Here is a 20,436-nt window from a genome sequence, read left to right on the forward strand (position 1 = left end):
GCAGCGAGTGAGTTGTCTCGATTTGGGGTTAGCAAAAGAAAGCCTGTTTGGCTGAATCGGGAATGACCTCACCCTCGAACCTAGTCCGGACCCAGCGGCCGCAACGGACGCTTCCCGGCAAGAAGGACCCTCATGGCAGCACTGCTGGATTCGATTAACTCACCGGCCGATATCAAGCACCTGAACCCTGCACAACTGGCGACGCTCGCGGAAGAGATCCGTGAGTTTCTGATTCAGAGCCTTGCGAAGACGGGCGGTCACCTGGGGCCGAATCTCGGCGTGGTTGAGCTGACGCTGGCGATGCACTACGTGTTCAATTCGCCGCAGGACAAGTTCCTGTTCGACGTGAGCCACCAGGTGTATACGCACAAGATTTTGACGGGGCGGAGGGAGCAGTTCGGGACGATTCGGCAGCCCGGCGGTCTGAACGGCTTTATGCTGCGGACCGAGTGCGAGCACGACTGCTACGGTGCGGGCCACGCAGGCACGGCGCTGAGTGCCGCGCTGGGCATGGCGGTGGCGCGCGACCTGGCCGGCGGCACGGAAGACATTGTCGCGGTGGCGGGCGATGCGGCCTTTACGAACGGCATCTCGTTTGAGGCGCTGAATAACATCGCCGATCAGACGAAGAAGCTGATCGTGGTGCTGAACGACAACGAGTGGTCGATCGATCGCAACGTGGGTGCGATTGCGCGGTACTTCCACAAGGTCGTGACAAACGAGCACTACCAGCAGTTGCACAGGTTATCGAAGCGCGTGGTGGAGAAGATCGGCGGCAAGACGGCAGTGAACGTGATGCGCCGCGCAGAAGAAGCTGCGAAGGGCATGCTTTGGCCCTCGATGCTGTTCGAGGAGTTCGGGCTGGATTATTACGGGCCTGTGGATGGGCACAATCTTCCGCTGCTGATTGAGACATTCAAGTTTTTGAAGACCGCGGAGCGCCCGGTGCTGCTGCATGTGCTGACGCAGAAGGGACGCGGGTTCCAGCCGGCTTTGGATTTGACGAAGAAGTTCCATGGGCTGGGGCCGTACGATCCGGAGACGGGCAAGACAGCGGCCGGGCAGCAGACGTGGTCAGAGGCCTTTGCGACAACGCTTGCGGAGCTAGCCAACATGGATTCGCGCATTGTGGCGATTACTGCGGCGATGCCGAATGGAACGGGACTCGACTTGTTCCGGCCGATTCATCCGAAGCGCTACTTCGATGTGGGGATCGCGGAAGAGCACGCGGTGATTTTTGCGGCGGGTATGGCTACGCGCGGATTCAGGCCGGTGTGCGCGATCTACTCGACGTTTTTGCAGAGGGCCTTCGATCCGATTGTGCACGACGTGGCGTTGCAGAAGCTTCCGGTTGTGTTCTGCATGGACCGCGCGGGGCTGAGCGGCGACGACGGGCCGACGCATCATGGGCTGTTCGATATCGCGTATCTGCGCGGGATTCCGGACATGGTGCTGATGGCGCCGAAAGATGAGAACGAACTGGCCGACATGATGAAGACCTCGTTCACGCTGGAGGGGCCGAGCGCGATCCGGTATCCGCGCGGACCGGTGGTGGGCGTGCAGAAGAGGCCAGCGCAGGTGCTGCCGGTTGGCAAAGCGGAAGTGCTGGCAGACGGATCGGATGTTGCGGTGCTGGGGCTGGGCCACATGATGCCGCTTGCGCTCGAACTTGCCGCGCGACTTGAAGGAGAGGGCTATTCGGCCGCGGTGATCAATCCGCGGTTCATCAAGCCGATCGATCGCGACACGATCATTCGCTACGCAGAGCGGGTGTCCGCGTTCGTCACCTTCGAAGATCACGTGAAGATGGGCGGCTTCGGCTCGGCGGTTCTCGAGGTGCTGGAGGAAGTGGGCAGCAAGGTGCCAGTGGTGCGCGTTGCGTGGCCCGATCAGTTCATCGAGCACGGGAAGGTGGATGCGCTGCGGAAGAAGTACGGCCTCACTGTGGAAGCGGCGCACGATCAGGTGTTTCCGATGCTGACTTCGAGACGACGGAGCCCGCTACTGGCGGGATGAGAGCTAAACGCGAACCTAGGAATTCAAGGCTGGAGTAGCATAACTTCGATGGCAACTTATCGTGTCGTTCTCAGGCAATCCGAAGAAGGATACAGCGTCTCATGCGTTGGACTGCCCGGTTGCTGGTCGCAAGGCGCAACTGAGGAAGAGGCGTTGGAGAATATCCGTGCCGCCATACGGGAATATTTGGAAGCAGCGGAAGAATTAGCGCGCGATTCAGATTCACGTGTGATCGAAGTCGCCTAGCCCATCTCCTAATGCCAAAGATTCCGGGGATCAATCATCTGCGCGCCGTAGCGGCTTTGGAGAAGGCCGGATTTCGCATCATCCGGCAGGGCTCTCATATCGTAATGACGAATGGAACACGTATTCTCACGATTCCCAGACACAACCCCGTGAATGCATTCACCATGGGCGGCATCGTGCAGGATGCGGGGCTCAGCGTGGATGAATTCCGCAAGCTGCTGTAGCGCCATCTGGCGCATCTTCGTCGAGGGATGGGTAGGACAAACCAGGAGTTCACCAACTGCCTGTGCGACAATTCCAGACAGACCTTTACTCATGCGACCTCATCGTGGTTTTCTGCTGGCGCTGGCTGGGTGGTTCCTAGGCGGACTTCTGGGCTGGGGGCAAACCTCTGCTCCGCTGGTGCTCGCAGGTGGAACGGTTATCGACGTTTCGAACTGGGGCCACTCGGCTGCCGATCTGCCGAACGCTGTTGTCATCATTCAGGGCGGCAAGATTGCGGAGGTGGGCCCGGCTTCGACGCTGCAGGTTCCCAAGGGCGCGCGCGTCATTGACTGCACGGGCAAGTACATCGTTCCCGGGTTGATTGACGGCTACATGGGAATGAGCACGCAGGGCGAAGCCTCAGCGAGCCTCTACATGGGAGTGACGACGGCGGTGGTCCGCTCGGGTAGCCGCTACGGGCGGCTGGATACGTCGCTTTCTCCCGCGCCGCATGTGTACGCGATCGACTCCGCTGGCACGACCGATGAGTGGAGTCTGCTGATCGGCCACAGCACATGGACGACGCGTCTACGGCAGAACGGGCGCCCCACTGAATTGCCTCCTGATGAGACGCTGCGGCAGCTCACGGCTACCAAAGCGCTGGGAACGCGCGCCATTTACATCGGCCCCAACGTGACGGCCGCGAACGCGCAAGTGATCATCTCGCGCGCGCATCAGTTGGGGATGATGACCTACGGCGAGTTTGTTGCAACGCCGTATCGCGTGGGCATTGAGGGAGATGTAGATGCGCTGGTGCACATGGGCAGCTACGAGCTGGGGGTGATCCCGGATGAGCTGCAGCAGCCCCTGGCGACCGATCCTGAAGGAGCAGCGGCAAGCACGGCCTTCGATTATGCGCAGCGCGTTCCCCCCACCGATTTTCACGTGCGGACGTACGCGAAGCTTATTGCGGCCCACCACGCGGCGTTGATGCCTACGTTTGCAACATTCTTCCTGCGGCTGCCGGATCATCGCAACTTGTGGCAGGATCCGGTGGCGTCGTTGATGGATCCTGCGCACATGTCGAATCCGCCGGATCGGGCGAGCGGCGAGATGATGTATCCGTTGCCGCCGTGGACCAAGCATCTGCCAGGCATTGGGCAGCGCTATATGGAATCGGGACTGCAAAAGAAAGCTGACCAGGCGGCTCTGCGGCTGTGGCACATCAACCAGGCGCTGTTCGCGGCATTTCCGCATTACCTGGCGGCGTCGGGCTCGCCGGTTGATGGATCGTTTCCGGGTATCTCGCTGCATGTGGAGCTGGAACTGCTGGTGCGGATGGGGTTGACGCCGCGCGAGGCGATCGCTGCGGCCACCAACAACTACGCTGTCCAGTTCAACTGGACGGAGATCGGGCAGATCGCCCCGGGACGGCGTGCCGATGTGCTTGTACTGGATGCGGATCCGACGGCGAATATCTGGAACGCGCGGCGGATCAACACGCTGATCCTTGAAGGCAACGTCGTGGATCGCGAAGCGCTGCTGAAAAAGTAGCTGCGGCGTTCGGCCGCTCGCCTAGGATCGCCGCGAGGCCTGGCGAGAGGCGATGGCGAGGATTTCGGTGAGGCGCTTCTGGCGGAAGGCGAAGGACTCCTGGAGCTGCTTCCAGACGCGGCCGCTGGCGAGGGTGTTGAGGAATCCGCCGGGCAGCTCGAAGTCGATTGCATCAGTTATGCGCGTGCCTTCTTCGCCGTCGGCCAGTTCGGGGCTGATTCCGTGGCGGTGGCGGAAGGTCTTGAAGGGGCCGTGAGCCATCTCGTCGGCGAAGTGGCTATTCCATTCGAACTCGATGATGCGGGCGGTCCAGCTCACGCGCGGTAGCAATCGGATAGGTTTGAAGCTGATGAGGATCTCGGAGCCGACGCCGGCGGCAAGGGATTGGAAGCGGCGTGTGGGATCGTCTGTAACCGGGCGCGGGGGCGGCGGCTTGAGGCGCATGTCTTCAATGCGCGCCTTGAGTTCGGGGGGCATGAGCGGCGGCAGGTTGTGGGGGTTGGCGAAGAAGGCAAACACCAACTCGACCGGAAAGGGCACCCACTGGCTGGTTTCAAAATGCTGGACCATGCAAAGCCATCTTACGCGGAGGCTTGCGATTAGGGCCGTCCCCGTCTCGGACTGCACCTGAATTTGGGCCTGCGAGGTGGGATTAGCGGTGCATGCTTTGTCTGGATTTGGGGTTGCAAGGCGAGTAAACTGTGTTCTGCTCTTATTGGCGCCAGGGGCCTATGTGTGCGCCGGGGCATTGTGTCTTTGTGCGGGTAAAGTTCTCCAATTCGGACCGGCCGGGCCGGGTACTCGAACGCAGGCTAGCTGTTGCCTTCTTGAGTGCGGCGCTGGTGTGCGTGCTGCCGATGCTGGCGGGGTGTGGAGCAGCCGCCGGAACGACGCAAGCTGCGACCTCTGCGCTTTCCATTACTCCCGGGGTGTCGAGCCTGGACACCAACTGTACAGGATGCAATGGCGTGAATCGCCGCGGCGAGCCTGTGCACAAGTTCGCGGCGCTGACGAGCAACGGAGCGACCGCGCAGGTTACGTGGTCGGTGTCCGGTGGCGATCGCGTGGCAGGGCCGGGAACGATTGATGCAGCGGGACGTTATACGCCGCCGAGCTATCTGACCGCAGACCACGCAGAGGTCACGATCACCGCTCATCTGGAGGATGCTTCAGGATTGACAGCGAGCGCGCCAGTCACAATCAGGCCGGGATTTCTGCAGCCGCTGACGCCGGAGAACGCTGCTGTTGGTCCCGGTGGAACCGTGACGATTGCAGGGAAGCTCGCAGTGGCCGGAGGGCAGACAGTGATTCACTTCGCGCTGGCAGCGACTGCGCAGGGCGGAGGCAACGGAGCCGGCACCCTGAGCGCGCCGATCTGCGATCGCAGCGAGAAGGCATTCACCACCTGCACGGTGACCTACACAGCACCTGCGACGATCACGGGGTCATCTGCGGTTTATGTGGTTGCGACTGCAAGCGGCGCGGGCGGAAAGGCGTCGAGGACCGAGACGGAGCTGCTGTTGAATTCGGCGGGAGTTTCGAGCAATCCGATGGCGCACCAGGAACTGCAGCCCTCGCTGATGTCGCTGGGCAACTCGGGCGGCAACAACTCGGATTACGATGCGCACGGCAACACGATTGCCGATTGCTGTAGCGGAACGCTAGGCGCGCTGGTGCAGGACAATACGGGCCGGCAGTACGTGCTGAGCAATAATCACGTGCTGGCGAAGAGCGATCATGCGACGGTGGGCGATGCGATTGTGCAGCCTGGGCTGATTGATAACAACTGCACCCCCAATGGGGTTGGTCCCGGCACATTGCCGGTTGCCAACCTGACGCTGTGGGTGCCGCTCAAGTCCGCTCAGACGAATGTGGACGCTGCGATTGCGCAGACCGCGAGCCGGACCATTGAGAGCGGCGGCAACATTCTGGAACTGGGGACGCGCCAAGCAGATGGTTCTCTCGCGGCGGCGCCGCCGGGTATTTCGTCTACGTCAGGTCGCGGCGAGGCCGCGGGGCTGCGAATGCGGGTGGCGAAGAGCGGACGGACTACGGGGCTCACGTGCGGAGGCGTATCCGCGATCGATCTGGACGTGGCGGTGGACTACTTCTCAGACTGCGCCGAGACTCGGCCTTACACGACGAAGGTTTTCACCAATCAGCTTGGTATCAGCGGCGACCGCTTCAGTGACGCCGGCGACTCAGGGGCGCTGGTGGTGAATGCTGCGAACGCAGAGCCTGTGGGCCTGTTCTTCGCAGGCGGGACGGATGCGGCTGGCGTGGGACATGGCGTGGCGAATCCGGCGGGAGACGTTCTGAATGCGCTCTCGAGTGCGTCCGGAAACGGGATGAGCTTCACGTTTGTGGGCGGTGCCGATCACGCGGTGAGCTGTTTGAACTATGGGAACAGCACGGTGCGCACGGCGCAGGAACTTGCGCTCTCAGATGCGGAGACTACGCGCGGGCAGCAGGCGTTGTTTGCTGCGCGGAGCCTGGTGAATCCGGCTGCGGGAATTCTGGGCGTGAGCATGGGCAAGAGCACGGACCATGCCGGCGAGGCCGCAGTGCTTGTTTATGTTGGCGAGCATCTGAAGGCTGCCGTACCCGCGACGATTGAAGGTGCGCGCACGGTGGTGATCCCGGCCACCAGCGAAGAGGTTGCGCTGGGAACGGCTGCGGTGGACAACGGGGCCGCAGCGGAGATTCCGCTGGCAGGGGATGTACTGGAGCGCGCCATCCGGCTGAAGCAGCAGGTTGCGCGCAGGTTGATGCTGCGGGAGAAGGCGTTCTTCGGCGTGGGTGTTGGACAGAGCCTGGATAATCCGCGTGACGCAGCGCTGGTTGTGTATGTCGACCGCAACCACGTTCCGGCGAGCCTGCCGCAGACGATTGAGGGTGTGCGCACGCGCTACGTCATCATGGACCGGCTGCACGTGACGCGGTCGTATGCAACCCAGGTGCAATCGACACGGCATTGCCTGGCGCCGGAAGCCCTGGATACTGCGCCGCTGTTGCCGCTCTCGCGGCAGATCGATCTTCCCTAGAAATTCGCAGAGTTGATGGAGGGACCCGGTCAGGCTCCGGGTGCCGGCCAGCGCGGCGACATGCGGATGAGATCGAGGCCGCCAAGGTCCTCGATCTTGAAGTCAGGCGAGGCGGCTGGGACGCAGACGATGCCGCGCGGGGGGATCTCTATTGAATTAAACCCGTCGCCTGTGAGACGGGCTGAGCCGGCAGCGGCAAACAGATAGGCCATTCCGGGGCCGGGTTCGTCAGACGCGGCGAGCGTCGCGGAGTTGCGGCTTCCCTGCACCGGGATTCGTTCGACGCGGAAGTATTCGGCGTCCACTAGAATGGTGCGGTCTTCACGCTGGAGGGGCGGCACCTTGCCGGCGCGCGTGGTGAGGCGCGTGGCTTCAAGGGACTTCTCGATGTGGAGTTCGCGGGGTCGGCCGTAGTCGTACATGCGGTACGTGATGTCGCAGTTCTGCTGCGTCTCAAGCAAGATGGAGCCGGGCCAGATTGCGTGCACGGTACCTGCATCGACAAAGATCATGTCGCCCTGTTCAACGGGCAGAACGTTCAGGCTCTGTTCGAGCGTGCCGTCGTGGATACCGGAGCGGACCTGATCCAGCGTGACGCCGGACTTCAGTCCAGCGGCAACCTGCGCGCCGGGCTGCGAGGCGAGCGCATACCAGCACTCGGTTTTACCGCGGGGTTCGCCGTACTTCTGGGCGAGTCGGTCGTCAGGGTGGACCTGCACGCTGAGCTTCTCGCGCGCGAAGATCACTTTGATGAGCAGCGGCGACTCGACGCGCGGCGCCACGGAGCCGAGGATGGCGCGGGACTCCTGCGCAATGACTTCAGCCATGGTCTTGCCGGAGTAGGGGCCGGTCGCAACGCGGCAGTCGTCGCCGGTGAGCCAGACTTCGCCCAACGGATCGCCTGCGTCCTTGCTGCGGTCAAACCAGGGGCGCAGATCGTCGAAGCCCCACACGCGTGTGACGAAGCGAGGCTCGATGAGAAAGGGTGCGAGTGTCTGGGGCGACGCTTGAATTGCCATTCGGTCGATACCTTCTTCATCCGTAGTGTGTGCCTGGTTGTGAGGCGAGGCAGTCGGAGCGCAGAGTCACGCCTTAGTCCATATTGCCACGTTGGCTTGGCATGTCTGGGTATTCGCCGGGTGTAGGATGATACCGATCTCAATACATGCATACGGCTCGCTCTGTACGAATGCGCTCACGGCGGAGTGTGGTGTCGCGGCGTTTGGATGGAATCATGCGTTCTTTGAATCGTTTTGCTGCTCTTTTTCTTGGGATGGGATGCGGGTGGATGGCTGGATGCGGAGGAGGAGGCGGATCGAGCACGCCGCCGAGTTTGACCACACCTACGGTGACGGTGACTCCGGCAGCAAGCAGCCTTACGACTGCGCAGGATTTGAGCGTAGCGGTAAGCGTGAGTGCCCCGGCGGGCAAGCCTACGCCGACGGGGTCCGTGATTGTGAGTAGCGGCGGCTATTCGTCAGCGGCCGCTGGACTGAGCGGCGGCAGCGCGACGATCAAGGTGCCGGCGGGCTCACTGGCGGTGGGTACGGCCACGCTCAGCGCCAAGTACAGTCCGGATGCGGCGGGGGCAAGCACCTATAGCAACGCTTCGGGCACTGCGTCCGTGACGGTGAAGACTCCTTCTCCGATCACGTCGATCACGGTTACGCCAAATACAGCGACGATTGGTACACAGCAGCAATTCACAGCGAACGTGCTAGGGACGGGAAGCTTCAGCACTGCGGTTACGTGGTCGGTGAGTTGCTCATCGTGCGGAGGACTCAGCGCCGGATCGATCAGTGCATCGGGGCTGTATGACACGCCCTATCCGGCGCCGGCATCAGTGGTGATCACTGCGACAAGCACGCTGGACACGACGGCGAGCGGAAGCGTGACCGTCGCGCTGAATGCTCCGGCAGCAGGGGCGGGGCCGGCGCTTACGGTGGACGCGGCGAACAAGACGCATGCGATCAGTCCGTACATCTACGGCATGAACGCGTTCTCGCTTGATCCGAATGTAGAGAAGCAAATCAATCTGCCCATGGACAGGTGGGGCGGGGATGCGACATCGCGTTACAACTACAAGCTCGATGTGACGAACGCCGCGAGCGACTGGTATTTCGAGAATGGAACCGGGAAGACGGGTCAGCAGGACACGAGCGCATTCAACCAGCAGGTGCAGAACGATATCGCGGTTGGAGCGAAGACGATGGGAACCATGCCGGTGCTGGGCTGGGTGGCGAAGGACGGGACCACGTGCAGCTTTCCAACGGCGGACTATCCCAGGCAGGTTGGCTTCGATCCGTATCGATCCAGTTGCGGGAACGGCGTGTATCCGCAGGGCGTGAACGGCTGCTCGCAGGCTGACGGATGCAACATCACAGGGATCGATCCGACGAAGACGAGCACGGCGGTGGGGCCGTCGTGGGCAGGCGAGTGGGTTGCGTATCTTGTGAGCAAATTCGGCAAAGCGGCCAGCGGCGGCGTTGCGATTTACGATCTCGATAACGAGCCGGCATGGTGGGATGCGGTGCACAGGGACGTGCACCCATCGCCTTCGACTTACGACGAGGTGACGAACAACGGCATTGCGACGGCGCTGGCGATTAAGAACGCAGACCCAACTGCGGCGGTGAGCGGGCCAGTCGTCGACAACTGGTGGAACTACTTTTACTCGAAGAAGGATATTGAGAACGGCTGGGGCAACGGAGGCCCGTGCTGGGAGCCGTGGAGCAATCCGGTGGATCGCACGGCGCATGGCGGCGTTCCGTTTATCGAGTACTATCTGCAACAGTTCAAGGCGGCGGAGACAAGCCACGGCGCGCGACTGCTCGATTATCTGGATCTGCACACCTATTTCGCAGGCAGTTACAACGGGCAAGGAGTAGGCTTCGCGACAGCGGGCAATACTGGGGAGCAGAAGGTACGGGTGAACTCAACGCGGGTGTTCTGGGATCCGACTTACACCGACCCCAACTATCCGCAGCCCAACTACAGCACCGACGCGAACTACACGGCGAACTGCGCTACTCCGCTGCGGGCACCGCAGCTGATTGCGATGGCGCAGAAGTGGGTTGCGGATAACTACCCCGGCACCAAGATCGCGTTCACTGAATACAACTGGGGCGGACAGGAGAGTATCAACGGGGCCATCGCGCAGGCTGACGTGCTTGGCATATTTGGAGCCTATGGCCTGGACCTGGCGACGCTCTGGGGACCTCCTGATCCGGCCAAGGGGCAGACGCCCGGCCTGATCGCATTTGAGATTTATCGCAACTACGACGGTAAGAATTCGATGTTCGGCGATACTGCCCTGAAATCGGCGAGCGCCGATCAGGGCGAGTTGTCGGTTTATGGCGCGGAGCGTGCATCGGACGGGGCGTTGACCATCGTGGTGATCAACAAGACGTATGGGGCGTTGACATCGACGCTGTCCCTGCAGAACTTCACGTCTTCGGGTACAACAGCGCAGGTGTTTCAGTACAGCAACGCGGATTTGACGAGGATTGTTGCGCTGCCGGCGGTGCCGATCACGGCGCCGAGCGGGAGAGGCACGACGAGCACGATTGCCGGTACGTTCCCGGCGCAGTCGATCACGCTGCTGGTGGTGCCGAAGTAGCAGACTGCTGTGACACAATGCCAAGTATGAATGCGCTGGTGTTGACGGAGTATAACCACCTTGAAGTGCAGGATAGGCCCAGGCCTCAACCCGCGGCGGACGAACTGGTTGTGCATGTTGCCGCGTGCGGCATCTGCGGAAGCGACGTGCATGGACTTGATGGATCGTCGGGACGCCGCATTCCGCCGCTGGTGATGGGGCATGAGGCTGCGGGCGTGGTGGCAGAAGTTGGCGCGAATGTGCAGGGCTTTCGCGTGGGCGATCGCGTGACTTTCGATTCGACGATCTACTGCGGCGATTGCCGGTTCTGCCGGCGCGGCGATATGAATCTGTGCGACCGGCGCGAGGTGCTGGGCGTATCGTGCGGCGACTATCGGCGCGATGGAGCGTTCGCCGAATATGTGCTGGTTCCGGAACGCATCGTGTACAAGCTGCCCGACGCAATGCCGTTTGCGGAGGCTGCGATGCTGGAGGCGGTTTCTGTGGCCTTGCATGCAGTGGCGGTGAGCGATGTACGCGGCGGCGAGACGGCGCTGGTGATTGGCGCAGGCATGATCGGCCTGCTCACGTTGCAGGCTGCGCGTGCGGCAGGGTGCAGCCGGGTCTTCATCGCCGACGTAGACGCCACACGGCTTGCGCTCGCGAAGGAACTTGGCGCGACCGAGACACTGCATCTCTCAGGTGGCGAGCTTGTGCGCAGGTGCCAGGAACTGACGGAGGGGGCGGGCGTCGATCTCGTGCTCGAGGCAGTGGGACGGGACGAGACGGTGTCGACTGCGATTGATGCAGTGCGGAAGGGTGGAACGGTGACGCTCATCGGCAACGTTACGCCGGAGGTAAAGCTTCCACTGCAAAAGGTTGTGAGCCGGCAGTTGCGGTTGCAGGGGACGGCGGCGTCGTGCGGCGAATATCCGCAGGCGATTGAGATGATCACGAATGGGACGATTCAGGTGAAGCCACTGATCTCGGCTGTGGCGCCGCTCGAGGAAGGACCGGATTGGTTCAAGCGCCTCTACGCGCATGAGCCGGGGCTGATGAAGGTGGTGCTAACTCCGGAGACGGAGGGCGCGCGATGAGCAATGAACTTTTCGATCTCTCTGGACAAGTGGCGATGGTGACGGGAACCAGCCGCGGACTGGGACAGTATTTTGCGCGGGCGTTGGCAAAGGTTGGGGCTGACCTGATTTTGACGAGCCGCAAGCGGGAGACGCTCGACAGCTTCGCAGCGGAGATGAGCGCGCTCGGACGGCGCGTGGTTTCGCTGGAACTGGATGTGCGCGATCATGCCAGCATTCAGAGCATGGCTGCGGCAGCCGAAGCCGCTGTGGGGCAGATTCACATCCTGGTGAATAACGCGGGCTGCAATGTGCGCAAACCGGCGCTGGATGTTACTTGGGACGATTGGAATCTGGTGCTCGACACGAATCTGCGCGGGAGTTTTTTCGTGGCGCAGGCGATCGCGCGGGGCATGGTTGCGCGCGGTTATGGACGCATCATCAATATCGGCTCTGTGACTAGCGTGTTTGGATACGCGGGGCTGGCGCCGTATGGGGCCAGCCGCGGCGGGATTCGCCAGTTGACGATGAGCTTGGCCGACGATTGGAGCCCGCACGGCGTGACGGTGAACTGCCTGGCGCCGGGGTGGTTCAAGACAAGCCAGAATCGCGTGATGTATGAGGACCCTGAATGGGTGGAGTACCTGGTTGAGCGCATTCCGGCGAATCGGCCGGGGATGCCGAATGATCTTGACGGCGCCGTCGTGTTTCTTGCTTCGGAGGCCAGCCGGTACGTGACTGGACAGACGCTGCTGGTAGATGGAGGCATTTCGATTGGGCGGACGCGCGCGATGGTGAAGCCAAAGGAGAAGGATTAGGCGGGTTCTCCGGCGATATTGTGCGTGTCGCGCAAGAGGAAGATGTATCCGCAAATGCCGATGGCGAGGTATGCGCCCGCCACAATGAATGCGCCGGCGAAGGAATGGCGCGCCTGCACGACGTATCCGGTGATGATGGGCGCGGCGACGCCTGAGAGTTGATTCGAGAAGTTGAGGATTCCGCCGACGCGGCCGACGCTGCCTTTGGGTGCGATGAGTGAGGGCACTGACCAGCCCACTGGCGCGGCGGCTGAAAGTCCACCGATGGAGATGCTGATCCAGGTAAGCGCCTGCGCAGGCGTGTGCGACCAGCCCGCGCCGATGATACCGAGGCCAAACGCGGTTCCCAAGACCAACACGGTCATGCGCACTCGGCTTGCGTTCCAACCGCGGCGGACGAGTGCGTCGACGAGGAGGCCTCCGATGAGCATGTCGGTAACGGTCGCGATGAGCCAAGGGACGCCCGTATATAGAAACGAGTGGAGCAGGTCAATGTGCAGGGCCAGCGAGAGATAGCTGGGCAGCCAGGAGAGCAGGAGATAGAAGACGTAGTTGTAGGAGCCGAAACCGAGCGCGAGACCGATGACTTTCTTTCTGCGGAGCAGGCTGAAGAGTGTGAAGCGTATCTCGGTTTGAGGGACCTGCTCTTCATCGGCACGGATGTAGGCGAATTCCTCGGGCGTGAGCTTGGTGTCTTCTTCCGGCTCGCGATAGATGGCGAAGAACAATGCGAAATAGAGAAGGCTGATGACGCCGGTGGCGGCGAAGCTCATTCGCCAACCGACCTGGAGCAGCAGTGCGCCAAGCAGAGGAACTCCGGCAGCGGAAGCGAACTTTGCGGCCGCGTCAAAGAAGCTGGTGGCGAAGCTGCGCTCGTGCTGCGGGAACCACGCGCCGGTGGCTTTGGCGTTTGCCGGGAACGTGGGCGCTTCGCCAACTCCGAGCAGGAAGCGCGCGCCGAAGAGGCTGCGGATGCCCGGCGCTAATGAGCCGGCGAAGGAAGCCGCGCTCCAGATGAGAATGCTGATCCGGCCCACCAGCGCGACGCCAAGGCCGTCGAGGAGTACACCGATGGGCAACTGGCAGAGGGCGTAGGTCCAGTTGTAGGCCCCAAGGAGATAGCCGAACGTTACGTCGGAGATGCCGAAGTCGTGCCGGAGGGCCTGGTGCGATACGGAGAGGTTGACGCGATCGAAGTAGTTGACGAGCACTCCGATGCCCAGCAGCCAGGCGATGCGCCAGCGGCGGCGCGGTATGCGCATGTTGGTGCGCGCGCCGGATACGTTTCTCGTCGCACTGGGCGATTGGGGACTGCGAGGCATTGAATTGGGCCTTCGGGGTTGCGGCACGGAAGCGTATCGCGCGACGCCGGATTCGGGTGCTTTCAATTCTGTCACACTCGCGTGCACGTTCTGCAACAGGGGACGCATGCAGGGCTCGGCGCTGCGGGCCGCCTTGTCAATCGCTGCCTGAGGTTTTAGAGTTAGCTGGCAGCGCCGATAAACAGGCTGAGCGCGCGCTGCACTGAAAGGACAGGAATGGATCGCCGCACATTTCTTGCTGCTGCTTCTTCCGCAATCATCGCTGATGTTGTTCTGCCGGCCGGAACCGCTGCGCAATCTAGTGAAGGCAAGCTCAAGCCTATGGCCGTGGGGTTGCTGGTGAGCCCGCACGACTCGCCTGAAGCAACCATCAAGCGTGTCCACGACCTTGGATTCTCGAACTGCTTCCTGTCACTCGACGGATATATCGGCAAATTCACACCGGATGCAGCTACGCAGATCAAGGACCTGCTGGCGAAATACGATGTGGTCGCGACTACGGTCGAGGTGGTGGGGCCGGCGCCGCTGGAGTGGAACTTTCTGAAGGGGCCTGCCACGATCGGGCTGGTGCCGCCGTCGATGCGTGCCGCGCGCATTGATGCGCTCCGGCAAGCTTCGGATTTCGCGAAGTTGCTGGGAGTGTCGCAGGTGCAGACGCATTGCGGGTTCATTCCGGAAGATCCGGGAGACGCGCTCTATGCGGGGACCGTCGAAGCGGTTCGCACTGTGGCGCAGCACTGCCAACGCAATGATCAGCATTTCCTGATGGAGACCGGGCAGGAGACGCCGACGGCGATGTCGCGCGTGATTCGCGATGTGAATCTGCCGAATCTCGGCGTGGGTCTGGATACTGCGAACCTAATCCTCTACGGCAAGGCGAACCCGGTGGATGCAGTGGACATTCTGGGGCCGCACATCCGGAGCATTCACGCGAAGGACGGGAAGTGGCCAACTGATCCGAGCCAACTGGGCGAGGAAGTGCTGATCGGCAAAGGCCTCGTCGATTTCCGCGCGGTCTTCACCAAGCTGCATCGCATCGGGTACACCGGGGCGGTCACAATAGAACGTGAGACGTCAGGTCCGCAGCAGGTTGAGGATGTGCGGAACGAGAAGCTATATCTTGAGAAGATCCTAAGCGAAGTGCTTGGCTGACTTGAGATTCGAACATAAGCAAAGAGGAATCCTGTGAAGATGAATCGTCGGCGTTTTCTTGAGACCGGAGCGATGGCTGCTTCGGCGATGCTTCTGCTGAAATCGAAGACAGCGTTTGGATACCAGGCGAACTCGGCCGTTCGGCACGGCCTGATTGGTTGCGGGAACCGCGGCACCTCGGTGGCGACGTCGTTTGCGCAGAACACTTCAGCGCAGATTGTGGCGCTTGCCGATATTTTTCAGGATCAGCTCGACGGCGGTAAGAAGCATTTCGACAAGGTGAATTCCGATTTGGGGAAGGCGCCGATCGACAGCAAGCTACTCTTCCGCGGACCGCATGCGTTCGAGCAGATGGCGAATTCGAAGGATGTCGACCTGATTCAGATCTCGACCCCGCCGTTCTTCCACGTGCAACATCTTGATGCTGCAGTTGCCGCGGGCAAACACGTGTATTGCGAGAAGCCCGTAGGCATCGATGTTCGCCAGGCGAAGCAGGCGCTCGAGATCGGCAAACGCGTGAAGTCGAACCAGAGCGTGGACGTAGGGTTCCAATGCCGCAACGCTCCGCCGATCGCGGCGATTGCAGAGAAGATCAAGAGCGGTGCGTTGGGAAAGATTGCCACAGTGAGCGGCAACTATAACGCGCCGGCATCGACTGAGAAGAATCGCCCGGGCGCGTCAAAGGACGAGTATCGTCTGCGTAACTGGTTGTGGGACCGGGCACTCTCCGGCGACATTCTCGTCGAGCAGAACATTCATATCATCGACCTTTGCAACTGGATGCTGGGAGCAAAGCCGTTGAAGGCGACGGCGACCGGCGGGCGCAATGTGCTGAATCACTACGGCGATTGCTGGGACAACTACCAGGTGGACTACACCTATCCCGATAACGTGCACTTCTCGTTTGCGTCGACCCAGTTTGGAAGTGATGGCGCCTTCGATGCGGGGCTGAAGCTGTTTGGCGAAAAGGGATCGGGGACGGTTCCCTACTCCGGGCCGATTCAGATCACGGGCGCAAACGCGTGGGCCTGGAAAGATTCCACGGAAGCTGCGCAGGGGTCAGGGCAGTTCGCTGCGAACGGCGCGTTCCTCGATAATCTTGCGCATGCCGATCGCGAAAAGGAACGCACGTTCATCGACAGCATCGTTTCGGGTCAGGCACATAATCAGATCGCCGAAGGCGTGCAAACTGCGCTGAGCTGCATGCTGGGCCGCATGGCTGGGCTGAAGGGCACAGAAATCACGTGGGATGAACTGCTGAAGCACGGCGAGACGTACGAACTCGGGTTCAGTGTTGAGGAGTTCGCGTAGAGGTCAGGCGTTGCGGACAGCGGATGCAAAGACGTTGACGGCCGTCGAGAGCGATTCCTGCGCGTCGAGGACTGTGAGGCCGCAGGCTGTGAGATAAGCGGTGATGCCGAGGCCGGTCTGGTCTGCTGTGAAGAATGCGCGGCGGACCACGAGATCGGCTCGGCATTGACGTAATGCTGCAGTTCGCAGCTTGACGCACAAGTTTCGGCACCATTCGGCGACGGCATCCATCGTCAGCCACGCGCCGGTTGCGGGCAGGAGATCGATGTAGCACGCCAGCGCCTCGATTCCCTGCCCCGGCGATGCGTCGAGTTCGTCCCGATCGAATGACTCTGGAACCCACACATCGCACTTCGCGGTCCACACCGGCGAATCGGGCGCATTAAGCAGGGTTAGAGCGACTGTCAAAGCGGGCAGCGCTTTTGCTTCCGATAGATGAGACGCTAGTTCGGGGTGAGCGCGGAGATTTATATACTCTGACCACGCGGCGTCGATGACCGGCGCGTCCGGAGCTATCTCGAATTCCCAATCACATTCCATGCAATCAGGAGTGCTCCAGCAGGTAGCGGGTCACGGTTGCTTCCGCCCAGTGAATCTCGTCACCGCGCGCGGCGCCCAGGTAGGCGCAGTGGCCGCCGTGGGCCGTTTCAACGAGCGCGATGTTCGGATTGGCTACAATTTTGGCGCGGGTTTCGGGCGTGAAGCGGATGAATGGATCGTCGAGGGCTCGCAGGATGAGCGAGGGCACGGCAATCTTGTCGACGACGCGCGCGGCTGCGGCGCGATAGTAGTAATCGTCGGCATCTTTGAATCCGCAGTAGCGGGCGACGATCTTGTCGTCGAAGTCACGCAGCGAGCGGATTGGGCCGAATCCATCTCTCGAGTAGATGGATGGGAACAGCTCAACTTTGCGACGATAGCGGCGCATCAGCCTGCGAAGGAAGTGCCACTCATAGACACGATTGGCGGGCTCATGGAGAGCGTCGGATCCTGCGGCGAGATCGAGCGCCGGGCATACCGCGGCAACGGCACACAGCGGCTTGCGACTTCCCCATTCTCCCGCGAGTTTGAGGACGAGATTGCCGCCCATGGAATAACCGACCAGAGCGATGCGCTGCAGGCCGAAGCGCGCGGTGTAGTGATCGACAACCGCGCCTACGTCGCCGGAGAGGGCGGAATGATAGAGCGTTGGAGTGAGCGCATCGGAGTCGCCGCAATTGCGCATATTCATGCGGACCACGTTGCAGCCAGCATTCCACACACGTACGGCGATGCCAAGCATGTAGCGCGATTCGGATGAGCCTTCGAGGCCGTGCACCAGCACCACGGTAAGGCAGCTCGACCTGTCGGACTCCGGCTGCCAATTCGGACAGCAGATGACCCGGCTTCCGTCAGTGGGATCAACCTCAACGGTTTCGGTCTGGGACTGGAGTGTGAAGGGCGCGCGGGGAAGATAGTTGCCGACGATTGTCTGAAGGTGACCGTTCAGGAGCCAGCGGCGCGGAGTAAATGCGGTGAGCCAATCAGGCAAAGCATCGGCGACGTGCGAATCAGAGGTTGATGGGAGATTCGCGCGTTCGGCGCCTGATTGATCAGAGGAAGGAAGCGGGGTCACGTGTATCTGACCAAAGGTTACCACATGGACAACATTGGTCTGAGAGGCGATGGACGGTGGATCAGTGCTTAACGGCTTTGAGGTCCTGCATAGAGCCTTTGGGGTAGCTCGTGGATTCGCGCACGACGAGCTGCGTATCGATCTTGTATTCGCGGAGCTGGCTACCTTCCACGTGGCCGCGGAGCGCAGACACGGCGGCGCGCGCCAACTCCATGCGCGACATTTGGATCGAAGTCAGAGGCGGAATCATCACACGCGCCATGTGGATGTCGTCGAAGCCGATGACGGAGAGGTCCTGCGGAACTTGCAGGCCCGCGCGATATGCCTTGTGCAGAACGCCGAGCGCGGTCATGTCGTTGGAGCACATGATGGCGGTGGGTTGATCGGGCGCCGCGAGGATCTTCTCCATTGCGGTGACGCCGCCCTCGAGGGTATGGTCGCCGGTGACGATCCAGTCGGACATCTGCGAGATGCCACATTCGGCTATGGATTTTGTGAATGCGAGCAGGCGAGATTCTGCGGAGTGAAGACCGCGCGGCCCGGTGATGAAGCCGAGCTTCCTATGTCCCAAGGCCGCGAGATGCTGCACGGCCTGGCGGATGCCGTGCTGGTAGTCGACTTTCAGCAGACTGATTCCTGGGCGATCGGGGCCGGCGTCCACCAGGACTAATGGGATGTTGCGGTGCGCCAACTGCTCGTAGAGCGGCTGCTCTATTCCGAAGGTCATGACCGCAACGCCTTCAACCTTGCGTTCGAGCATGCGGCGGATACAGAGCTCCATTTTTTTGGGGTCGTAGTTGGTGGAGCTGACGAGGATCTCATATCCGTTCTCTACGGCAACATCTTCGAATCCCTGGATGAGCTCAGGGAAGAAGGGATTGGTGATTTCGGAAACGATCAATCCGAGGAGGCCGCTCCGCCCTGAACCCAGGGCCCGGGCCTGAGTGTTAGGGAAGTAACCAAGCTCGTCGATGGCCTCCCAGACGCGCTTGGCGAGCTTGGGATTGACCGTCGGCACGCGATTCACTGTCCTCGAGACCGTGGCGATGGAGACATTGGCGCGCTTCGCCACCGTGTGAATATCCATCTTGGATTTTGATTTCGAGGAGTGTCGGGCGACTCGAGGCATGGCTCACCGTGCAGGGAACGAATCCCGGAAGACGTTTACAGGATAGCGCACATTCAGCGAAGAACATGAAAGGCTGACACCACAGCTAAGTCAAGTCGTTTACGGCTGTTTTACGCGGGTAAACGATTTCCAACATAGGGCTGAACGGCTAGCCGTTGGGCCGCCGCCGCTTGACTCAGTGCACGCCGAACCTAAACTTGGCGGCGAGTTGGATTCCACGAGGAGCACCGCCACCGAGGAAGGGGTTGCCGATACCGACGTCTCCGGTTGCGAACCGAGGAAAGCCTCCGTTGCCGACTTCACGACCATTGGCCGATTGGAAGCCGCCGATCCCGGGATCGGCGATGAACGCTGGCAGGAACGGGTTGGCGAAGTTCGCGTGATTAATCACATTGAAGAACTCCGCTCGCAGTTGCATGTTTATGTGCTCGGTCAGGGCTGTGTCCTTGTGCAGAGCGATGTCCCATTGTTTGAACTGCGGACCGCGTAGCGAATTACGGCGCAGATCGCCGAAGTGACGCGTGCCGGGCGCGCAATCTCCCGCGGTGCCGGAGGGACTGTTGGCGAACGTATCGGCGGTAATACTGCACGGAATCGCGAATGATTCAAGCTCGACGAAGTTTCCGGGCTGGCGTTCATGGTAGACGGGCTTGCTGATGATATCGGGCCGATGCGCTCACGCGCTGATCGGAAGCAGCGGGGCGACAGCCGACATTGTGAGCAGATGTTGCGCTGGCCGTCTCCATGTGCGTGAACGAACGGCCAGCCACATTGAAGATCGCTGGTTTAGCGGAACAGCCGGTAGCTAACGCCCGCACTGAAGCCATTCGGCGTGAGGCCATGCTGTCCTTTGACTCCGACATAACCAGGCCACATCTGGTACTCATAATCTGCTCTTACTAGAAATCGAGGCGAGATTCGGTAGCCGAAAGTGCCGCCCGGGACAAACGCCGCCCAAAAGTCCGTGTGTGAATTCGGCCACGGATAATGGATAAAGGCACCGCCCGCGAGGAACTTCACGTTGGCTGACATCCGCCGTCCACCGAATACTTGAAAACGGGGACCCGCCAGGTAATTCGCTTGGTTTAAGTTTCTGCTGTGCCAATTCAGCCAGCGGCCTTCGCCCTCCATTCCTACTCTGCCGATGATGTGATTGACGTCAGTAAACGCGGCGACGCCGAGCAACTGACGATCGAAGCAGGTGAATGGGGAACTCGACGGGCACCCATTATAGTCGGGGTTGAACATCGATCCTTCCACTCCAACCCAGATCGATCTTCCAGCTCCCTCTGCTGACGGGACAGCCTGCGCGAATACTAGGGGGGATAACAACAACAGGCATACGAGCAAA

At 61.1% G+C, this 20,436-nt stretch carries 18 protein-coding genes; 10 read left to right on the forward strand and 8 right to left on the reverse strand.

All coding sequences use genetic code 11. The features are described from left to right. Positions 1 to 132: 132 nt before the first annotated feature. The 4 genes from dxs (at position 133) to MOP44_RS26685 (ending at position 4,020) form a co-directional block, all read left to right on the forward strand. A complete protein-coding gene (gene dxs / locus MOP44_RS26670) occupies positions 133 to 2,016 on the forward strand; it encodes a 1-deoxy-D-xylulose-5-phosphate synthase (RefSeq protein WP_260793617.1) in 1,884 nt (627 codons plus the stop codon). A 48-nt stretch (positions 2,017 to 2,064) separates the two neighbouring features. Beyond that, on the forward strand, positions 2,065 to 2,262 hold the full coding sequence (locus MOP44_RS26675) for a type II toxin-antitoxin system HicB family antitoxin (protein ID WP_260793618.1): 198 nt from the start codon (positions 2,065 to 2,067) through the stop codon (positions 2,260 to 2,262). A gap of 11 nt (positions 2,263 to 2,273) precedes the next feature. Then, a complete protein-coding gene (locus MOP44_RS26680) occupies positions 2,274 to 2,486 on the forward strand; it encodes a type II toxin-antitoxin system HicA family toxin (protein ID WP_260793619.1) in 213 nt (70 codons plus the stop codon). Between the two features lie 91 nt (positions 2,487 to 2,577). Beyond that, a complete protein-coding gene (locus MOP44_RS26685; protein WP_260793620.1) occupies positions 2,578 to 4,020 on the forward strand; it encodes an amidohydrolase family protein in 1,443 nt (480 codons plus the stop codon). A 21-nt stretch (positions 4,021 to 4,041) separates the two neighbouring features. On the opposite strand, the gene MOP44_RS26690 is transcribed toward MOP44_RS26685, so the two are convergent. Continuing rightward, a complete protein-coding gene (locus MOP44_RS26690) occupies positions 4,042 to 4,590 on the reverse strand; it encodes an SRPBCC family protein (RefSeq protein ID WP_260793621.1) in 549 nt (182 codons plus the stop codon). Positions 4,591 to 4,847: 257 nt separating this feature from the next. On the opposite strand from MOP44_RS26690, the gene MOP44_RS26695 reads away from it, so the two are divergent. After that, the gene (locus MOP44_RS26695) at positions 4,848 to 7,064 is read left to right on the forward strand and encodes a S1 family peptidase (RefSeq protein WP_260793622.1); all 2,217 of its coding nucleotides are present in this window, start codon (positions 4,848 to 4,850) and stop codon (positions 7,062 to 7,064) included. A 29-nt stretch (positions 7,065 to 7,093) separates the two neighbouring features. Here the strand turns inward: MOP44_RS26695 and MOP44_RS26700 are convergent, their stop codons facing one another. Continuing rightward, positions 7,094 to 8,083, reverse strand: a complete 990-nt coding sequence (locus MOP44_RS26700; protein ID WP_260793623.1) for a type I phosphomannose isomerase catalytic subunit — start codon at positions 8,081 to 8,083, stop codon at positions 7,094 to 7,096. A 269-nt stretch (positions 8,084 to 8,352) separates the two neighbouring features. On the opposite strand from MOP44_RS26700, the gene MOP44_RS26705 reads away from it, so the two are divergent. The 3 genes from MOP44_RS26705 to MOP44_RS26715 are packed head-to-tail and all read left to right on the forward strand — an operon-like array spanning position 8,353 to position 12,556. After that, on the forward strand, positions 8,353 to 10,683 hold the full coding sequence (locus MOP44_RS26705; protein ID WP_260793624.1) for a glycoside hydrolase family 44 protein: 2,331 nt from the start codon (positions 8,353 to 8,355) through the stop codon (positions 10,681 to 10,683). Between the two features lie 17 nt (positions 10,684 to 10,700). Further along, positions 10,701 to 11,759: a galactitol-1-phosphate 5-dehydrogenase gene (locus MOP44_RS26710; protein WP_260793625.1), complete on the forward strand. Its 1,059-nt coding sequence runs from the start codon at positions 10,701 to 10,703 to the stop codon at positions 11,757 to 11,759. Next, complete coding sequence (locus MOP44_RS26715; RefSeq protein WP_260793626.1) at positions 11,756 to 12,556, forward strand: SDR family NAD(P)-dependent oxidoreductase; 801 nt, start codon at positions 11,756 to 11,758, stop codon at positions 12,554 to 12,556. Before MOP44_RS26710 ends, MOP44_RS26715 begins: the two co-directional genes overlap by 4 nt. On the opposite strand, the gene MOP44_RS26720 is transcribed toward MOP44_RS26715, so the two are convergent. Then, on the reverse strand, positions 12,553 to 13,818 hold the full coding sequence (locus tag MOP44_RS26720) for an MFS transporter (RefSeq protein ID WP_260796713.1): 1,266 nt from the start codon (positions 13,816 to 13,818) through the stop codon (positions 12,553 to 12,555). The genes MOP44_RS26715 and MOP44_RS26720 overlap by 4 nt on opposite strands. Positions 13,819 to 14,094: 276 nt before the next feature. On the opposite strand from MOP44_RS26720, the gene MOP44_RS26725 reads away from it, so the two are divergent. Together MOP44_RS26725 and MOP44_RS26730 are read left to right on the forward strand one after the other, a co-directional pair. Next, complete coding sequence (locus MOP44_RS26725) at positions 14,095 to 15,030, forward strand: sugar phosphate isomerase/epimerase family protein (protein ID WP_260793627.1); 936 nt, start codon at positions 14,095 to 14,097, stop codon at positions 15,028 to 15,030. A gap of 39 nt (positions 15,031 to 15,069) precedes the next feature. After that, positions 15,070 to 16,341, forward strand: a complete 1,272-nt coding sequence (locus MOP44_RS26730) for a Gfo/Idh/MocA family protein (protein ID WP_260793628.1) — start codon at positions 15,070 to 15,072, stop codon at positions 16,339 to 16,341. A gap of 3 nt (positions 16,342 to 16,344) precedes the next feature. On the opposite strand, the gene MOP44_RS26735 is transcribed toward MOP44_RS26730, so the two are convergent. From MOP44_RS26735 to MOP44_RS26755, 5 genes are all read right to left on the reverse strand, one after another. After that, positions 16,345 to 16,881, reverse strand: coding sequence for a hypothetical protein (locus tag MOP44_RS26735; protein WP_260793629.1), 537 nt, complete (start codon positions 16,879 to 16,881; stop codon positions 16,345 to 16,347). A gap of 4 nt (positions 16,882 to 16,885) precedes the next feature. Beyond that, positions 16,886 to 17,956, reverse strand: coding sequence for a YheT family hydrolase (locus MOP44_RS26740; RefSeq protein ID WP_260793630.1), 1,071 nt, complete (start codon positions 17,954 to 17,956; stop codon positions 16,886 to 16,888). A gap of 61 nt (positions 17,957 to 18,017) precedes the next feature. Continuing rightward, positions 18,018 to 19,043, reverse strand: a complete 1,026-nt coding sequence (locus tag MOP44_RS26745) for a LacI family DNA-binding transcriptional regulator (RefSeq protein ID WP_260793631.1) — start codon at positions 19,041 to 19,043, stop codon at positions 18,018 to 18,020. A 217-nt stretch (positions 19,044 to 19,260) separates the two neighbouring features. Then, entirely contained in the window at positions 19,261 to 19,746 is a 486-nt protein-coding gene (locus MOP44_RS28220) for a hypothetical protein (RefSeq protein WP_449290010.1), read from the reverse strand. 125 nt (positions 19,747 to 19,871) lie between these two features. After that, positions 19,872 to 20,333, reverse strand: coding sequence for a hypothetical protein (locus MOP44_RS26755; RefSeq protein WP_260793633.1), 462 nt, complete (start codon positions 20,331 to 20,333; stop codon positions 19,872 to 19,874). Between the last annotated feature and the right edge of the window lie 103 nt (positions 20,334 to 20,436).

The organism is Occallatibacter riparius, assembly GCF_025264625.1.
GTDB lineage: Bacteria > Acidobacteriota > Terriglobia > Terriglobales > Acidobacteriaceae > Telmatobacter > Telmatobacter riparius.